The sequence below is a fragment of the Qipengyuania rhodophyticola genome (assembly GCF_042493225.1).
Classification (GTDB): domain Bacteria; phylum Pseudomonadota; class Alphaproteobacteria; order Sphingomonadales; family Sphingomonadaceae; genus Erythrobacter.
On sequence record NZ_CP170454.1, the window covers coordinates 1546835 to 1563671 of the forward strand.

Sequence of the window (16837 nt, forward strand, 5' to 3'; positions counted from 1 at the left end):
CGTGTCCTTCTCACTTGAAGCTAAAGCCAGGAGCGGCTGCATTTGCAGTGCGTTCCTTGCGGCGCGGTTGGCCTGTCAGAGCAGGTGCTGCGGTGTCAGCGTCTTTGCTGGACACGCTAGGTGCCGCATCATCTGATTGCTTGGTTGTAGGCAATGGCCGTGTAGAGCCGCTAACTCCGTCGGTATCGCGGTTCAACAGAACCCGCTTTGCGTCATTTGGCGCGTGGAAGCCGTCTGTTGGTAGAACGATGTCACGATCGCTTACTGGCTTGACCAGATAAGGTGTTACAACGATCACCAGCTCAGTTTCACCGCGACGGAATTCCGTCGAACGGAAGAGGTTTCCAAGGATTGGAATATCTCCAGCGCCTGGTGTTTTATCGATCGTGCTCTGCGCGTTGTTGCTCATCAGACCAGCGATCATGAAGCTCTGGCCGGAGCCAAGCTCAATCGTTGTCTCAGCACGGCGGATGGTCAACGCCGGGATTTGGAAGCCGTTTAGCGTGACCGCGCCTTGCGATGACAACTCGGACACTTCTGGACGAACGCGTAGTGAAATGCGGCCGTTTGAAAGGACTGTTGGTGTGTAAGCAAGGCTCACACCGAAGTCGCGATATTCAACTGTGGTTGAACCGAGGCCTTGGCTGAGCGGAATTGGAAATTCGCCGCCAGCAAGAAATTCAGCGGTTTCACCCGAGAGCGCAGTAAGGTTTGGCTGCGACAATGTCGTGACCAGTCCTTGACGCTCGGCGAGGTCTAATGCGCTGCCTATGTCTAGACCGAGTAGGCTGCCAAAAGCACCAAGAGTTGAACCTTGGTTTGTCGACGTAACCAGGTTCGAGCCATCGCTCACGTCTTCCACACCAGCAAAGAGAGCTGTGGTGTCGGTTGGAAAACCAACGTTGAACTGCGGTGTGAAGCTGCGGCCTGTGGTGATGCCAAAGCGGAAGCCGCTTGTCGGATCAGCAGTGATCAGGTTGGCCCCCAACTGCCGGACCAGCGAGCGGCTAACCTCAGCAAAGCGAACCCGCAGGTTCACTTGGAGAGGTGTTGCCATGCGCAAGCGACTGATGACGTTTGTTTCGCCGCCAACAAATGCTTCAACCAAATTCTGCGCTTCTGCAGCATCCTCTGGGTTGGCAACGGTGCCAGTCAAAAGGACCGTGTTGTCACCCATAGTGGCAACGCCGATCTTCGCAGCAGGCATTGCAAGAGCAAGCATCTGATCGATGCTGCCGATGTTCGAACCCACACGGATGGTGGTTGACCAAATGATGTCACCGCGAGCGTTACTCGCATACAAAGTGGTCTCACCGCCCGATTTGCCGAGCACGAAAAGCTGGCTTTGCGATTTGATCTGCACATCAGCGATTTGATCATTGGCGACGAAAACGTCGGCCATGGATCCTGGTACATTCACCAGTTCGCCGCGACCGATCGAGAGGACGATTTCACCCGCTGGCTTTACGACTGCCTGCGCGTTGGCGGTGGTCGCCGGCACAGCGGCCAGTGGCGTAAGCGCCAGGCTGGCGAGCAGCGTTTGTTTGAATAGACGACGTTTCATTGATCTTGCCCCTTTTGGCTGATCCAAAATCTGTTAAATTAGCGGAGTGTTGAGAGGGCGGCTGGCACCGTCTCACCGGCTTGCTGCACGCCATTCGCGGTTGCTGACAAAGCCTCTTGCGCTCCGCCCTTACCGATTGTGACAGTCGACACGCGGTCACCGCGGGTTACACGCACCTGCGGGCCCGGATCGGGAACAGGCTTCTTGAGCGAGCTCGGACGGAAGCGTGACACTTGACCGCCGGTCACATACGTAGTGCGACCGTCTTTTGGACGAGCAACAGCCTGACGCAGGATCCGCTCTTCTTCAGCCGGTGTCGCACCCTCTGGGATGGTGATCGAACCGTTCGCAATAGCATTTTCCAGCTCGCTTTGGTTGTCAGCGAGTGAGCGAAGCGAGAGGCTAAGCGTGCCCAGCGTTTGGGCCACGGAGACTTTCTCGGCCAGCTGCGGTGTCACTTCCATTGTTACCATGCTGAACTTGCGAACAATCGTATCGCCGTTCTCATTAGTCGCTTGCGTGGTTGATTGGTCAGTTGCCAAAACGCGAAGGTTACGAAGAATGGTTTCTGACGTTTGCACATCTTGCTCTTCACCTGGCACGGTTTGCGTGAGAACCATGTCAACACGGTCCCCCGGGAAAACGAAGCCAGCAACACCAGCGCGGGCATCAACCGGAATGGTGATGGCGCGCATGCCGGGTGTCAGAGCCGCTGCGAGGAAGCCGCGGTCGCCAGGGCTAACAAGCGAGCCTTGCGTGACCGGCTCACCAGCCGTGATGGAATGGCGTACCACAGTACCAAGAAGCGAATTGATGTCAGATTCGCCATCAATGAAGTACGCGTCCTGCACCAGTTCCTCTGGCCACTGCTGATAGCTCAGAGCATCTGCGGTAATGATTGTACCTGTTGGCAATGCACGCTGAGCGACCAGCACCTTCGGGCCTTCTGGCTCGGGTGCAGCAGCTTCTGCTTGCGGTGCAGCAGCGCCAGCAAACATGCTCCGTGCAACAAGCGCAGTACCGATCGCAATGACCAGTGCGCCCACCAAAAGAATCAGCTTTTTCCTATCCATGGCTATTCAAGCCCCCTCGTTGAGCCTGCGAAAGAAAGGTGCAGGCTTCTATGGTTTCCCGGCATAAGACCGGATTGGTTAAGATCGGGTTTTCATCACAGTGTAATTGTGCTTCCGGCCCAGCTCGGACCGTCAGCGGTGATCACCCAAATTGCGGCAAATGCTATGGCCACACCATAAGGAATGGCGATTCGATCTTTGCGTCGGCGCATGATGTGCCAAGCGCCAAACAGAATGGTGAGAACACCGCCAGCGATCGCCATGATGACGACCAGCTTCAAGAATGCAGCGGGCGGGACCCACAATGCGAGCGCTGTCAGCAACTTTACATCGCCGCCGCCCATTGCCTTTAAAGCAAACAAACCCGCGAGGATGACAAATGCTGCGACAGCTACGCCCAATTGCATGGCGACGCCCGGCCACAATGAAAGGCCGCTCGCCCACCAAAATAGTGGTGCAGAGATGGCGATAGTTGCATTAAGCCAATTGGCGATCTTGCGTTCACGCAGATCGGTGAACGCGGCCACAATCAGCAGAATTGCTAATCCGCCCAGCAATACGTAGGAAAAGTTTTCGTATAACATCACAATCCTCGGGAATTCCCTTTGGATGCGTTGCTACAGAATATGACTTACCAAACAGTAACCAAGTTTTTTGAGGGTGCATGGAACGACCTAGCGGACAGACCAGCGAACGGGCTGATGCAATGGGCGACCCAATCGATCGCCGTGTCATTCCTGCGCATGCACGCGAGACCTTTTGGTCTACGCCCGATGGTTCCCAAATTCGTCGAATAGACTGGCCGGGTGCCGCTGCTAGTGATCCTGGCAGTGCCCGTGGTTCTATCCTGTTCTTTCCTGGACGCGGTGATAATTACGAGAAATACCTTGAGACGCTGGAGGAGTTGCACAGGGCTGGCTGGCGGGTGACCGCATCTGACTGGCGTGGGCAGGCCGGCTCGGGCCGTCTTGGTAATGACCCTGTTACGGGACATATTGAAGACTTTTCGGTGTGGCTCGATGACCTGGCGCATTTCTGGACCTCTTGGAAGGCCAGCACGCCGGGGCCGCACATTCTTGTAGGCCACTCCATGGGCGGGCATTTGCTCACGCGAGCAGTGGTTGAACGCCGCGTCGATCCCGACGGTCTTGTTCTGTCTGCACCGATGCTGCGGATGGCAGGGCCTCCGCTTCCCATGGCCGTTCAACATGTGGCCGCGCGGCTCATGTGCCGAATTGGCAACCCGATGCGTCCCGCATGGAAATGGAGCGAGAAGCCGGGCGAGGTGCCTGCCTCTCGTCAGGCTTTGCTGACCCATGATGATGAGCGGTATGCTGATGAGCTTTGGTGGCGCGATGAGCGACCAGAGTTGGTCATGGGGCCGGGTAGCTGGCGCTGGGTGGAACGGGCTTATGCCTCGACGCGCTCGCTAGAGACGCCTGGCGGGATGGAGCGGGCTGGAACTCCGGTTTTGATTTTGTCGACGCGCGATGATCGGTTGGTTTCCCATCAGGCGGCTGTGCGCGCTGCAAAGCGTTTCCCCAAGGCTGAATTGGTTGAGTTTGGCGAGGACGCGCATCACGAGATATTGCGCGAAACCGATGCGGTACGTGACCGAGCAATGGATGCGATCTTTGCGTTTCTTGGCCGCATCTCCTCGGCAGGTTAACCGCAATGATAATTTATGATTTTGCTATTGTTGGCGCAGGGATTGCCGGGGCGAGTCTCTCGGCGGAGCTGGCAGATCATGCAAGCGTGCTTGTCCTCGAAGGCGAGGATCAGCCCGGATATCATGCGACGGGCCGGTCAGCGGCCTTTTGGGAAGAATGCTATGGCGGGCCTGAAATCGTCCCGCTGACGCTTGCATCGGGGCCTTACCTTAGAGAGCACGGCTTTCTCACTAATCGCGGCGCTCTTTATATAGGGCGCGAGGAAGACCGGGCTCAATTGGACGAGTTTGAGCGGCGTTTCTCCGGCACGGGCGCGAGCTTTGAACGGCTTGACCAAGCGGGGCTAGAGGCCCGGCTGCCCGGCCTGCAGCCTGCATGGCGTGATGCCATTTGGGAACCTGCCTGCGCAGATATCAACGTGAGCGCGCTGCATGCGCATTATTTGAAGCTGGGGAAAGCGCGCGGGGTGGATCTAGAGGTGCGCGCGCGGCTGGTGTCGGCCACGCGCAGCGACGAGCAGTGGGATTTACGCACTGCGGATGGCGAGTATTTCAAGGCGAAGACGCTGGTCAACGCCGCAGGCGCGTGGGCAGACGGTATAGCAGAGATGGCTGGTGCGCGGCCTATTGGCATCACCCCTCTACGCCGAACCGTCGTTCAGATCCGCACTAACCCAGCACCGCCTGACACGCTGCCTCTGGTGCTCGACATCAATGGGGACTTTTATTTCAAGCCTGAAGCGGGGCGATTATGGCTCAGCCCGCATGATGAAACGCCAAGTGATCCGTGTGATGCAGCGCCTGAAGAGCTGGATGTGGCGCTCGCGCTCGACCGGTTTACCAATGTTTGCAATTGGTACATCGAGGCGGTTGAGCATCGTTGGGCGGGTCTGCGCAGTTTTGCGTCAGATCGTCTTCCGGTCTACGGTTATGACCCGCAATGCCCCGGTTTTGCGTGGTTTGCGGGGCAGGGCGGCTACGGAATTCAGACTTCACCAGCCGCCGCGCGGTTGGCTGCGCAGCTGCTCTTAGGCCGGGAACGCGATGAAATGACCCGCTCAATCGATGCGGTGCGTTACAGCCCCCAAAGGTTTGTCTAGAAAAAGCTATTTGGTTCGTTAGGGTGCTTAGTGCAGGTGCTGCTCGGCATCCGTTCCAGTTCACACAATAAGATTGGGAGAATTTCACAATGCACAAGTTCGAAATCTACAAAGACAAAGCCGGCGAATTCCGCGTGCGCTTCAGCTACAACAGCGAAGTCATGTTCTCGACACAAGGCTATTCAAGCAAGTCGAGCGCGCAAAACGCGATTGACTCGATCAAGAAAAATGGCCCTGGCGCACCTGTCGAAGACAACAGCTAAGCCAGATTGAGGTGGATGGGCGCCGGCTAATTCTCGGCGTCCGTCGCCTCGCTCGTTACCTCTTGGATTGCAGCCTGCATCGCTGCATCACTCGCGAGCTTGTCCACGCGCTCGTTTTCCGGATGGCCTGAATGGCCCTTGACCCAATTCCAATTGACCTGATGCTTCGCGCTCACCTCGATCAGCTCATGCCATAAATCGGCATTGCGCACGGGCTTCTTGCTGGCATTGACCCAGCCGCGTTTCTTCCACCCATGGACCCATTTGGTGATCCCATCGATCACATATTTACTATCGGTGTAGAGATCGACCTCGCAGGGTTCGATCAGCGCGCCAAGCCCACGAATAGTTGCGGTCATTTCCATCCGATTATTCGTCGTATCTGGTTCACTGCCTGACAACTCTTTTTCATGCTTGCCAAGGCGCAGAAGCGCGCCCCAGCCGCCCGGCCCGGGGTTGCCCTTGCAGGCACCATCAGTGAATAGCTCAACGCGTTTCATTACTGCTCTCTAGCGGTGATTTTAGCGGTGCGCGAAGATCTTAGCGCCATTTTCGGCGTATAGTTTCAGGCGTCGGACAAAATCCATGGGATCCTTGCGCGTGACTTGCACTTCTTCAGGTGTGTCGAGCCAATCTTCAGCGCGGCTAGCGATGAAACGCATGCATGCCCCGCGCGCTAGCCATGGCATCGCTTCCTGTTCCGCAGGGTTCAGGGGGCGAACTTCTTCGTAGCCTTCAAGCAGGGCCCACCCAATATCCTCGCGGAAAGCGTGGCCACCACGCTCGAATGACCACGCTGCGTGGGTAACGGCGAGATCGTAGGCAAAGAAGTCCGTCGCGGCGAAATAGAAGTCGATCAGCCCGCTCACTTCATCGCCCAGCATCAGCACATTGTCGGGAAACAAATCGCAATGGACGACACCGCCCGGAAGGCTATCTGGCCAAGTTGTCGCCAATGTGCTCAATTCCTCAAATGCAATATCGGGAAGAGATGGATCGATCGTTGCGAGGGCATCGTCTCCGCAAGATTTGAGTGCCTTGGCCCAGCCGAGCAAGCTCAGTGCATTTTGGCGCGAATGGGGGAAATCGGCGACCGCCAAATGATTACGCGCCAACGCTCGGCCTACAGAGCGGGCTTGCGCGGTGGTTGGATGATCCACTGACACGCCCGGCAAATATTCGATGAGAGCAACGGCTTTGCCATCAATCTCGCGGAATGCAGCGCCAGTGCGGTCATGAATCGTTGCGGGGACTGGGCAGCCTTTGCTGGCCAGATGATCGAGTAACCCAAGAAAGAAGGGTAAATCGGATTTCTCAATGCGCCGCTCATACATGGTCAGGATAAAGCGTGCGCCGCTCCCGTCTTTACCGGTTGTGCCGATCAGCCAGTTCGAGTTGGAAATGCCTTCAGCGATGCCCTTCGCCGATGTCAGCGTGCCAACATCATATTCAGCAATGAGTTCAGCGAGCTGCTCGGAAGATAAATGTGTGTAGACGGCCACTGGTCAAGCGCTTCGAAAAAGAGGCTTATTCGGTCAGCTGACGCGGCAGCTTGAAGACCATCTTTTCTTCAGCAGCAGTTACTGTCTCCTCCGAGACATTGCGCCACTCCGCGAGCTTGGCCACGACTTCGCGCACCAGCATTTCGGGCGCTGATGCCCCTGCGGTCAGGCCCAGCGTGCCCACGCCGTCCAGCCAGGCCGGATCGATGTCGGCGGCCCGCTGAATGAGTTTTGCAGGGGTGCCCAGCCGCTCTGACACCTCGACAAGGCGCAGCGAATTAGAAGAATTGGGCGCGCCAACCACCAGCACCAGATCGCTTGCCGGAGCGATGATTTTGACTGCCGATTGCCGGTTTGACGTGGCGTAGCAAATATCCTCAGCCTTTGGCCCGACGATTTGCGGGAAACGCTCCGTCAGAGCCGTGATCACCTCTTCGGTATCATCCACTGATAGAGTGGTTTGAGTAAGGTATGACAAATTGTCAGTCTGAGGCAGCTCGAGAGTGGCCACATCCTCAACCGTTTCAACCAGCGTGATTTGCCCCTCGGGAACCTGACCCATTGTGCCAATCACTTCAGGATGGCCCGCATGGCCAATGAAAAGGATATGCTGACCCTTTTCAATCTGACGTTCCGCTTGGCGGTGCACTTTGCTCACCAGCGGGCACGTGGCGTCGACATAGAGCATGTTGCGCCGCTCAGCCTCGGCAGGCACTGATTTGGGCACGCCATGCGCACTGAAAACGACGGGTGCCTCATCAGGCACATCGTCCAACTCCTTCACGAAAATCGCACCCTGCGCCTTCAAACTGTCGACGACATAGCGGTTATGAACAATTTCATGACGCACATATACTGGCGCGCCATAGCGCTCGATTGCGCGCTCTACGATCTCAATCGCTCGGTCCACGCCTGCGCAAAAACCGCGCGGTGCGGCAATCATCAAGGTGAGACAAGGCTTGCCGCTACCTGACGGTTCAGGCCCTGATGGTTCAGGTGGCGTATTCAATGGCGCATTCATATGGTGACCTCTAGCGCTTTGTGCGCGAGCAGGCTAGAGCTGGCTCGCTTACACAATACTGTACAGTCGAGGAAAATCTGAGCGAATGCCTGTCAAATCTATCCGCCCTGCACAAACTCTGACCGCGCTAGCGATTGGCGCTGCATTGGCTGGTTGCGCCAGCGAAGGCGACTTGGTCCTCAATCAAGGCGTCGGCGTGACCGCAGTTCGCACAGTATGCCCGGCCGTTGGCGTGCCAGATTACACTGGGGACATGACGACATTCCGCTCGAGCGGCTCGCAATTGGCGAGCGACCTTGATGTGACGGCGGCAATCACGAACGTCCGTTCGACCTGCAATGAAAGCGGTGAGCGGGTTTATTCAGAGGCAAGCTTCGATGTATTGGCGCGGCGCACAGACACACGCGGTGCACGCAGCGTTGAGCTCCCCTATTTTTCGACTGTCTTGCGCGGAGGTAGTGCGGTTGTGACGAAGCGCGTTGGCACAGTGACTGTCAATTTCGCTGACGGCGAGGAGCGTGCACAAGCCAGCGCAACTGCTGGCGCGTTTGTAAACCGGGCTGATGCGACCTTGCCCGATGATATCCGACGACAAATCACAAAAAGGCGCAAGGCCGGTGACCCGGATGCAGCGCTCGATCCGCTGGCAGACCCAGCGGTGAGGGCAGCTGTGCAACGCGCGACTTTTGAGCTGCTCATTGGCTTTCAGCTGACTGAGCAGCAGCTCGCTTACAACGCAACCCGCTAAACCAGCCTCTCTTCAGAACCCAATTTAGGCAAAGTGTGCTCTTGAAATTCGGGCGCACCCCCGCGATGGCGGGCCTTAGGGCTATTGGCTCACAATGACTGTGGATGATCGATATGCAAACGCTCCATGCCGGATTTGCGGCGAAACTTGATAGAGTGCTTGATGCTTTGGTGAGCGACGGCACGCTCCCGGGTGATACGAACCGGGCCAATGTCGCGGTAGAGCCGCCGCGCGATGCGGCGCATGGTGATCTTGCGATCAATGCGGCGATGGTTCTTGCCAAGCAGGCGAAGAGCAATCCGCGCGCGCTGGCCGAGAAAATCGTTGCGCACCTTGAGAATGATGATGACGTCGCTTCGGCGGAAATCGCAGGGCCAGGCTTCATCAATCTGCGCCTCACCGAGGATGTTTGGCGGCGCGAACTGCTCGCGATTGCCGAGCAAGGCGAGCACTACGGCCGCTCCTCCATGGGCGAGGGCAAGCGGGTTAACGTCGAATATGTCTCGGCAAACCCGACCGGCCCGATGCATATGGGCCATTGCCGCGGCGCGGTGGTGGGCGACGCTCTCGCGGGCCTGCTCGAATTTTCCGGACACAGCGTGATCCGCGAATATTACGTCAATGATGCGGGCGGTCAGGTCGATGTGCTCGCGCGCTCGGTGCATATGCGGTATCGCGAGGCGCTTGGCGAAGATATTGGCGCGATCCCAGAGGGGCTCTATCCCGGCGATTATCTGAAGCCAATTGGCGCATCGCTTGCTGAGCAATTTGGCGACCAATACACCCGCGCTGATGAAAGCGAATGGCTCGCCGAATTCCGCACAGCATCGGTTGCGGCGATGATGGAGCTGATTAAGGCAGACCTCGCTTTGCTGGGCATTCATCACGATCTGTTCTCGTCCGAGGCTGAGCTGCAAGCGGCGGGCAAGCCAGCCGAGGCCGAAGCTTGGCTGCGCGAGAAGGGCCTCGTCTATGATGGCGTCCTCGAAGCGCCAAAGGGCAAGGCCCCGCCAGAAGATTGGGAGCCGGTGGAGCTGCCGCTGTTCCGCTCCACCCAGTTTGGTGATGATCAGGACCGACCAATCAAGAAGTCGGACGGGAAATGGACCTATTTTGGCGCGGACCTCGCTTATCATTTCCAGAAGGCGGAAACCACCGATGCGATGATCGACATCTGGGGCGCGGATCACGCGGGTACGGTCAAGCGGATCAAGGCTGCGGTTGCTGCACTCACGCAAGGGGCGGGGCGCGATGTGCCGTTTGACGTGAAACTGGTGCAAATGGTCCAGCTGATGCGCAACGGCGAGCCTGCGAAGATGTCCAAACGCTCAGGCAATTTCATCACCATCGCTGACATGGTGGAGGAAGTGGGCAAGGATGTGGTGCGCTTCACCATGCTCACCCGCAAGCCCGAGGCGCAGATGGAGTTCGACTTCGCCAAGGTGGTCGAGGCCTCACGCGAGAACCCGGTGTTCTATCTGCAATATGCCCATGCGCGGATCCAATCGACCATGCGCAAAGCGGCGGCAGAAGGTCTCGCGCCATCGGCGGATCATATTGCCGAGCTGGCGGACGAGGATCTTGCTTTGGTGCGTGAGGCGGCGCAATTCCCGCGTTTGATCGAGGCTGCGGCGCAGGCACGCGAGCCGCACCGGGTCGCGTTTTATCTTGGCGATCTTGCCGCAGCCTTCCATTCTTACTGGAACGCGGGCAATGATGACCCCTCAAAGCGGATCATTCAGTCCGAAAATGAGACAGTTTCCGGCGCACGCCTGTTCCTGGCCCAGCAAATCGGGCAAATCATCCGCAATGGCCTTGGCGTGCTGGGCGTCGAAGCCGTCGAAGAAATGTAAAGCCAGCAGTCAAAAGGGAGTGCCGCAAATGAGCGGTTGGGGCAGTAATCAGGATGACACGTTCGATCCATCGGATGCGGATGACAGCGTCGAGCTGGGCTTTGACGATGGGGAGGAGAACCTTCCCTGGCTGGAATCCGATGATGAGGAAGAGGTTGCGGCCTTTGACCCATCGCGCTTGTTGGGGATTGGCCTTCTGATGCTGGCGGCGCTTGTGGTGATTGTTGGCGCTATCTGGTGGGTCAGCAATCGCGGCACTGGCGGCGGGCCAGAGGCGGATGGTTCTCTGATCGCGGCCCCCGAGGAGCCTTTCAAGACGCGCCCTGAAGACGAGGGCGGCAAAACCTTTGAGGGAACCGGCGATACCAGCTTCGCTGTGGGCGAAGGCCAGGCAAGAGAAGGGCGTCTTGCCGAAGAGGGCGTTGCTGGAGCGGCTGGGCCGGAAACAGGCGATAGCGCAGAGGATAACACGGCCACGCAAGAACCCGCCGCAACGCCGACTGCTCCCGTGGCCACGCCAAGCGCTGCCCCGACCCGTACAGCGAGCCGGCGCGAAACTGCGCCGCCGAGGGGTACGGCGGTTCAAGTCGGCGCATTCCCGACCCGCGAGGCTGCCCAGTCAGGGTGGAATGCTCTGATCCGTCAAACGGCGGTGCTGTCCGGTGTCGAATATCGCATCGTTCGAGGGCAAGCAGATATTGGCACGGTGTACCGTCTACAGGCGGCGGCAGGCGATAATGCCTCGGCCAATCGCTTGTGCAATGCGCTCAAGGCAGATGGTCTTCCCTGCTTGGTGAAATGAGTGGTGCGGCCTTGCTGCGATAGAACGAGTCCCGCTTGCGTTAATTTCCACATATCGCGGGGGCAATACGCTTGCGAAAGCCCTCTAAGACTGCGACGCTTCCTCGCATGACACCCGCAATTTTCGGGATTTCCGGCACTGAGCTTACTGCCGATGAACGCGCTTTCTTCAAGGCGTGCGATCCTGCGGGCTACATCCTGTTCGCCCGCAATTGCGAGAGCAAGGCTCAGCTTCGGGCGCTGACGGACGCACTACGCGAGCTGCATGGCAAGGATCAGCTGTTCATCTGCATTGATCAGGAGGGCGGGCGTGTTGCGCGCCTTCGTCCGCCGATCTGGTCACCCTTTCCAGCTAGCGAAGTATTCGACCAGCTATATCAAATTGCTCCCGCCAGCGCGATTGAAGCGGCGCGGGTTAATGCTCAGGCGCTCGCGCTGGAGCTGAGTGAGGTCGGGATTACAGTCGATTGCCATCCGCCGCTGGACGTGCGCCAGCCGGGCGCGCATGATGTGATTGGTGACCGCGCTTTGGGCAGCGAACCAATGCAAGTTGCGGCTCTGGGCCGGGCTATTCTGGACGGGCTTGAGCGGGGCGGGGTGGCCGGATGCATTAAGCACATGCCGGGCCATGGCCGGAGCATGTGCGATACGCATAAGGAAATGCCGACGGTCACCGCGAGCGCTCAGGAGCTGGCGACTGACCTTTCACCGTTCCGCGCGCTGAACACCGCGCTGATCGGCATGACCGGCCATCTGCTGTTTACCGAGTGGGACACAGAGAACCCAGCCACGCTTTCCAAGACCATTATTGAGAATGTCATTCGCGGCGAGATTGGTTTTGACGGTCTGCTGCTGACTGACGACATTGATATGGAAGCGCTTGAAGGCACCATCCCAGAGCGCTCTGCGCGTTCTATCGAGGCGGGCTGCGATCTGGTGCTCAATTGCTGGGCCAAGCTGGATGATATGGACGGGATTGTGAACGCATTGGCTGAGATATCGGACGCGGCACGCGCGCGGCTGTCCCGTGTCGAGGATGCCATGGGCGCGCCTCCAGACGCTGTCGATGTGACCGAGCTCATCGCCAAGCGTGACGCACTCCTCCAAGTCACTTCGGAGGCTGCCGCATGAATGAAGATGGCCTGATGCTTGAAGGCGGGGAAATGAACCCATCGGACCTCGCGGCGAACTCTGACGCGGAATGGGCCGGCATCGCCGCAGAGCGCGCGGAAGATGATGCGCTCTATCTGGAGCTGGATGGCTGGGAAGGCCCGCTTGACCTGCTGCTAGACCTTGCGCGGCGGCAAAAGGTTGATTTGCGCTCGATTTCGATCCTCGCGCTGGTTGATCAATATCTCGATTATATTGAGCAAGCGGAGGCGCTTCGGCTGGAGCTGGCGGCGGATTACCTCGTCATGGCCGCGTGGCTGGCATATCTGAAGTCCTCCATGCTTCTGCCCAAGGATGAGCAGGACGAACCCTCTGCGGAAGAGCTGGCGTTAAAGCTGCAACTCCGGCTCCAGCGTCTTGGGGCGATGCGCGAGGCGGCGGCGCGGCTAATGGCGCGCGATCGGATTGGCCGGGATATCTTTGCGCGAGGTGCGCCAGAAGGCCTGCGGATTGACCGGCGCACGCGGTGGCAGTGCGATCAGTTTGCGCTGATTGAAGCCTATGGCCAAGTGAAAGCGCGCACCGCGCCTGCTGTTCATATGGTCCGCGAGCGTCCGGTGATGACGCTGGACAGCGCGCTTGACCGGGTCTCCGCCATGCTCGGAGTGACGCTCGATTGGATGCTTCTCGAGGACTTTCTGCCGCCACATGCTGATGCGCAGCTGCGCCGCTCAGCTATGGCGTCGAGTTTTGTCGCGACGCTCGAGCTTGCGAGGATGGGTAAAGCGGAGCTTTCACAAGATGAGGTTTTTGGCCCTCTTAAAATTCGCAGGATGCGAGAAAGCGCGCGCGGATGAGCGAGCAGCTTGGTGACCTAATCCGCGCCGTTGAGGCAACATTGTTCGCCGCAGAAGAGCCGATGACAGCGGAAGCTTTGGCGGGCTATCTCGGCGATGCGCCCGCGGGTGAAGTGCGCGATGCTTTAAGCGAGCTGGCCGAGCATTATTCGGAACGTGGCATTCATCTGGTCGAGCGCGGCAAACGCTGGCATTTTGAGACCGCGCCAGATCTTGCGCATCTCTTGCGGCGCGAACGCGAGCAACTTCGCAAGCTCAGCCGAGCCGCAACCGAAGTGCTGGCAATTATCGCGTATCATGAGCCAGTGAGCCGGGCGGAAATCGAATCCATTCGCGGCGTGCAGACATCAGGAGGGACGCTGGACGTTTTGATGGAAGCCGGCTGGGTCAAAATCGCGGGGCGCCGCGAAGTCCCCGGGCGGCCAACGATTTATGCAACCACGCCAGAGTTTCTCGATCACTTCGGTCTCACCTCGCGCAAGGATTTACCTGGCATCTCTGAGCTTCGCGCAACTGGTTTGCTTGAGCCCGTCGACGATGCTTATGACTTATTGATGGGCGATGATGACGAGCCTGAAACTGTCGATGGCGAAGAAAGCAGCGGCGATCTTCACGAAGATGCAAGCGAAGCTTCGTAAAGGGACCGCATAGCTCTTGACTGGCGTAACGCCGTCATCGCGCCTATATAGTAGTTAAGAAGAACGGAAAGGTACCTCTCATGTCGCTCGGACCATGGCAGCTTATCATCATTGCAATCGTCATTCTGGTGCTGTTTGGCCGCGGCCGGATCTCCGAAATGATGGGCGATTTTGGCAAAGGTATCAAAAGCTTCAAGCAGGGCATGAATGAGGACGAGACGGCTGAGTCATCGACAAAGCCCGCCCCGCAGATTGAAGCAAGCGCGAAAGACGCAGCGCCTGCCGATAGTTCTGTCGAAGCGAAGTCGACTGACTCAACGAATTAAGACGAAAGGCGCCCGCGCGCATGTTTGATATCGGCGCGTTCGAGCTTCTGCTCATTGTCGCGGTGGCGGTTATGGTGATCGGGCCCAAGGAGATGCCGCGTGCGCTGCGCACGGCCGGCCAATGGATGGGCAAGGCGCGGCGTATCTCTACTCAATTTCGTACTGGCATTGATGCGATGATCCGCGAGGCGGAGTTGGAAGACGCGGAGAAGGAGTGGAAGCAGCGCAACGCCGATATTATGGCGAAATCTGCCAAACAGAGTGACGCTGGGCGCCCTGACAAGGCAGCTGATCCAGCGGATATTGCAGCAGATAAAGAGATGCAGGCGACCCAAATGCCTCCGCCAAAACCCGTTTCTCCTGGCGGCGAAGGGGATACGAAAACGCCGAGCCCCGATGCGGCGGCAGAGGCCGCGATCAAGCGCGCTGCACCAGAAAAAGCGCCCGAACATGGCGGGGAGGCTGCGCCAGGCCCACAACAATCGACTTCGGAGCCACAGCTTCCTCTGGCTGATCCGCCAGTGCCTCCGAAAAAGTCGGGCAAGGACTAGGCCCGTGAGCGTTATCCGCGACATTGATGAGACTCAGGCACCGCTGATCGACCATTTGATCGAGCTGCGCACCCGCCTTGTGCGCAGTGTCTTTGCACTGATGATCGCTTTCGGGATTTGCCTGTATTTTGCCGAGCCCATTCTTGGCTTTCTGATCCAGCCGCTGCGAGAGGCATCGGAAGGGGGAAGCCAGCTGATCTTCACCAAGCTTTACGAGGTGTTCTTCGTTGAACTGAAAGTTGCGCTGTTTGCGGGCTTTTGTCTGAGTTTCCCGATCATCGCTAACCAGCTTTGGGCGTTTGTCGCTCCGGGCCTGTATGCGCGGGAGAAGAAGGCGTTCTTGCCGTTTCTTCTTGCTACACCGCTACTTTTTACAGCGGGTGCTGCGCTCGCATATTATGTGGTGATGCCCACCGCGTTTGCGTGGTTCTTGAGCTTTGAAGGTGAGGCAGGCGGTCTCAAGATCGAAGCGCTTCCGGCAGCCAATGAATACCTCGGCTTGGTCATGCAGTTTATCCTCGCCTTCGGGATTAGTTTCCTGCTGCCCGTGCTTCTTTTGCTGCTCCACCGTGCGGGCATTGTCACTCGCACGCAGCTCGCTGGGGCGCGCCGCTATGTCATCGTTCTGGTTGTCGCGATCTCCGCGATCATCACCCCGCCTGATCCAGGGTCGCAGTTGCTCTTGGCAATTCCGCTGGTTCTGCTGTTCGAAGGGTCGCTATTGCTGATGCGTTTCAGCGAGCGAGGCCTCTCTAGTGAAGACGTTGATGATAGCGCTAGCGAAGATGGCGCATTAAGCAATGATACCGATGATACGCCGCCGGATCAGGATGGTATCTCACTGAGTTAAGTGAGTGCGGTGGCGCGGCATTTCATCGTTCGTTGGTTGATGTGCATGTCGCTAATTGCAGCCAGCAATCTGCTTGCAGCAGACGGGGGATGAATTCCTTGAGTGCAGCGAATATGTCCCACCTAGCCATATGGCAGGCCTAATCTGAGAGGCGTGCACGAAAAAGGGCGGCGCCTCGCGGCACCGCCCTCTTCTAAATCTCGTCAGCGGGATTAGGCGCTGATTGGGTTGTCGCTACCGCCGTCAGCAGCAATCACGATACCACCGATTACAGCAGCAGCAGCCAGAATAGCTACGATGGTTGAAACACCACCCAGCTCTGACTCGCCTTCTGCGCGGTCAGCGGCACGATCAGCAGCTACAGCAGGTGCAACAGCCATTGTCGAAGCTGCAGCAGCTGCAGCAAGAACACGGAACTTCATCATTAGTCTCCTTTGAGAGCGTTTTCTCGCCTCATCACGATTTCCCTTAGGGAAAGCTCTTCGGCGATGCAACATTAAAAACATTCAAAACGAATTCATCTAAGTGACGCCTTCGCGCCATCTAAATCTCTAAATTTACGCGCTTATTGGCGCATCATCTCCATCTTCGGAAAGGAATGCTACCGCAGCGGCAACCGCTGCAACACCCAAAAGGAAGATCAAATTGTTCTGGCCGCCGATGTCGCTTTCATCTGATACTGGCGCTGACTGTCTAGCCGCACTTGTATCAGATTGCTGCGCGGTCAATGGCGCCGCGATCAATCCTGCAATTCCAGCGTAAATAGCCAGCTTGCGCATCTTCTCTCAGTCCCTTCATACGCAGCATACCTGCGCAAATTTGTCACAAATTTCTATCGCTATAGTGTGGACCTGTAGCGACTATCAGGTGTCCTCTAGCGCTATGCGTGTTGACGAACAATTAACGCAACT

The 16837-nt window shown here is 57.8% G+C and carries 20 protein-coding genes; 12 read left to right on the forward strand and 8 right to left on the reverse strand.

The genetic code is table 11. The annotated features are described in order from the left end of the window. Positions 1 to 10: 10 nt before the first annotated feature. From ACFCXQ_RS07300 to ACFCXQ_RS07310, 3 genes are all read right to left on the reverse strand, one after another. Positions 11 to 1564, reverse strand: coding sequence for a type II and III secretion system protein family protein (locus tag ACFCXQ_RS07300; protein WP_379549253.1), 1554 nt, complete (start codon positions 1562 to 1564; stop codon positions 11 to 13). A 38-nt stretch (positions 1565 to 1602) separates the two neighbouring features. Further along, on the reverse strand, positions 1603 to 2637 hold the full coding sequence (gene cpaB, locus ACFCXQ_RS07305) for a Flp pilus assembly protein CpaB (protein ID WP_379549255.1): 1035 nt from the start codon (positions 2635 to 2637) through the stop codon (positions 1603 to 1605). A 95-nt stretch (positions 2638 to 2732) separates the two neighbouring features. Beyond that, positions 2733 to 3221: an A24 family peptidase gene (locus ACFCXQ_RS07310; RefSeq protein ID WP_379549257.1), complete on the reverse strand. Its 489-nt coding sequence runs from the start codon at positions 3219 to 3221 to the stop codon at positions 2733 to 2735. Between the two features lie 80 nt (positions 3222 to 3301). Between ACFCXQ_RS07310 and ACFCXQ_RS07315 the strand changes: the two genes are divergently transcribed. From ACFCXQ_RS07315 to ACFCXQ_RS07325, 3 genes are all read left to right on the forward strand, one after another. Next, on the forward strand, positions 3302 to 4306 hold the full coding sequence (locus tag ACFCXQ_RS07315) for an alpha/beta fold hydrolase (RefSeq protein WP_379549259.1): 1005 nt from the start codon (positions 3302 to 3304) through the stop codon (positions 4304 to 4306). A 5-nt stretch (positions 4307 to 4311) separates the two neighbouring features. Then, the gene (locus ACFCXQ_RS07320) at positions 4312 to 5406 is read left to right on the forward strand and encodes an NAD(P)/FAD-dependent oxidoreductase (RefSeq protein ID WP_379549261.1); all 1095 of its coding nucleotides are present in this window, start codon (positions 4312 to 4314) and stop codon (positions 5404 to 5406) included. Positions 5407 to 5495: 89 nt separating this feature from the next. Next, positions 5496 to 5669, forward strand: coding sequence for a YegP family protein (locus ACFCXQ_RS07325; RefSeq protein ID WP_379549263.1), 174 nt, complete (start codon positions 5496 to 5498; stop codon positions 5667 to 5669). A 26-nt stretch (positions 5670 to 5695) separates the two neighbouring features. On the opposite strand, the gene rnhA is transcribed toward ACFCXQ_RS07325, so the two are convergent. From rnhA to ispH, 3 genes are read right to left on the reverse strand one after another with little or no spacing between them, the layout of a single operon-like run. Then, positions 5696 to 6169, reverse strand: a complete 474-nt coding sequence (rnhA, locus tag ACFCXQ_RS07330; RefSeq protein WP_379549265.1) for a ribonuclease HI — start codon at positions 6167 to 6169, stop codon at positions 5696 to 5698. Between the two features lie 21 nt (positions 6170 to 6190). Continuing rightward, the gene (locus ACFCXQ_RS07335; RefSeq protein WP_379549267.1) at positions 6191 to 7171 is read right to left on the reverse strand and encodes a homoserine kinase; all 981 of its coding nucleotides are present in this window, start codon (positions 7169 to 7171) and stop codon (positions 6191 to 6193) included. Positions 7172 to 7196: 25 nt separating this feature from the next. Next, positions 7197 to 8192 carry a 4-hydroxy-3-methylbut-2-enyl diphosphate reductase gene (ispH, locus tag ACFCXQ_RS07340; RefSeq protein WP_379549269.1) on the reverse strand — a complete coding sequence of 332 codons (996 nt, stop codon included), beginning with the start codon at positions 8190 to 8192 and terminating at the stop codon, positions 7197 to 7199. Between the two features lie 85 nt (positions 8193 to 8277). On the opposite strand from ispH, the gene ACFCXQ_RS07345 reads away from it, so the two are divergent. The 9 genes from ACFCXQ_RS07345 to tatC all read left to right on the forward strand — a co-directional run bounded on the left by ACFCXQ_RS07345 (position 8278) and on the right by tatC (position 15926). Beyond that, positions 8278 to 8940 carry a hypothetical protein gene (locus tag ACFCXQ_RS07345; protein WP_379549271.1) on the forward strand — a complete coding sequence of 221 codons (663 nt, stop codon included), beginning with the start codon at positions 8278 to 8280 and terminating at the stop codon, positions 8938 to 8940. A 104-nt stretch (positions 8941 to 9044) separates the two neighbouring features. Next, positions 9045 to 10793 (forward strand): arginine--tRNA ligase, encoded by a 1749-nt coding sequence (gene argS, locus ACFCXQ_RS07350; RefSeq protein ID WP_379549273.1) that lies wholly within the window; start codon positions 9045 to 9047, stop codon positions 10791 to 10793. 28 nt (positions 10794 to 10821) lie between these two features. Next, complete coding sequence (locus ACFCXQ_RS07355; protein WP_379549275.1) at positions 10822 to 11595, forward strand: SPOR domain-containing protein; 774 nt, start codon at positions 10822 to 10824, stop codon at positions 11593 to 11595. A gap of 107 nt (positions 11596 to 11702) precedes the next feature. Next, positions 11703 to 12725, forward strand: coding sequence for a beta-N-acetylhexosaminidase (gene nagZ / locus ACFCXQ_RS07360; protein WP_379549277.1), 1023 nt, complete (start codon positions 11703 to 11705; stop codon positions 12723 to 12725). Between the two features lie 32 nt (positions 12726 to 12757). Then, positions 12758 to 13561, forward strand: coding sequence for a segregation and condensation protein A (locus ACFCXQ_RS07365; protein WP_379554582.1), 804 nt, complete (start codon positions 12758 to 12760; stop codon positions 13559 to 13561). After that, positions 13558 to 14199, forward strand: coding sequence for an SMC-Scp complex subunit ScpB (gene scpB, locus ACFCXQ_RS07370; protein WP_379549279.1), 642 nt, complete (start codon positions 13558 to 13560; stop codon positions 14197 to 14199). Before ACFCXQ_RS07365 ends, scpB begins: the two co-directional genes overlap by 4 nt. A gap of 80 nt (positions 14200 to 14279) precedes the next feature. Beyond that, complete coding sequence (gene tatA, locus ACFCXQ_RS07375) at positions 14280 to 14525, forward strand: twin-arginine translocase TatA/TatE family subunit (RefSeq protein ID WP_379549281.1); 246 nt, start codon at positions 14280 to 14282, stop codon at positions 14523 to 14525. A 20-nt stretch (positions 14526 to 14545) separates the two neighbouring features. Continuing rightward, entirely contained in the window at positions 14546 to 15076 is a 531-nt protein-coding gene (tatB, locus tag ACFCXQ_RS07380; protein WP_379549283.1) for a Sec-independent protein translocase protein TatB, read from the forward strand. A 4-nt stretch (positions 15077 to 15080) separates the two neighbouring features. Then, the gene (tatC, locus tag ACFCXQ_RS07385) at positions 15081 to 15926 is read left to right on the forward strand and encodes a twin-arginine translocase subunit TatC (RefSeq protein WP_379549285.1); all 846 of its coding nucleotides are present in this window, start codon (positions 15081 to 15083) and stop codon (positions 15924 to 15926) included. A 212-nt stretch (positions 15927 to 16138) separates the two neighbouring features. Here tatC and ACFCXQ_RS07390 read toward each other — a convergent pair whose 3' ends face one another. Together ACFCXQ_RS07390 and ACFCXQ_RS07395 are read right to left on the reverse strand one after the other, a co-directional pair. Then, a complete protein-coding gene (locus ACFCXQ_RS07390; protein ID WP_379549287.1) occupies positions 16139 to 16351 on the reverse strand; it encodes a hypothetical protein in 213 nt (70 codons plus the stop codon). Positions 16352 to 16483: 132 nt separating this feature from the next. After that, the gene (locus ACFCXQ_RS07395) at positions 16484 to 16705 is read right to left on the reverse strand and encodes a hypothetical protein (protein WP_379549288.1); all 222 of its coding nucleotides are present in this window, start codon (positions 16703 to 16705) and stop codon (positions 16484 to 16486) included. Between the last annotated feature and the right edge of the window lie 132 nt (positions 16706 to 16837).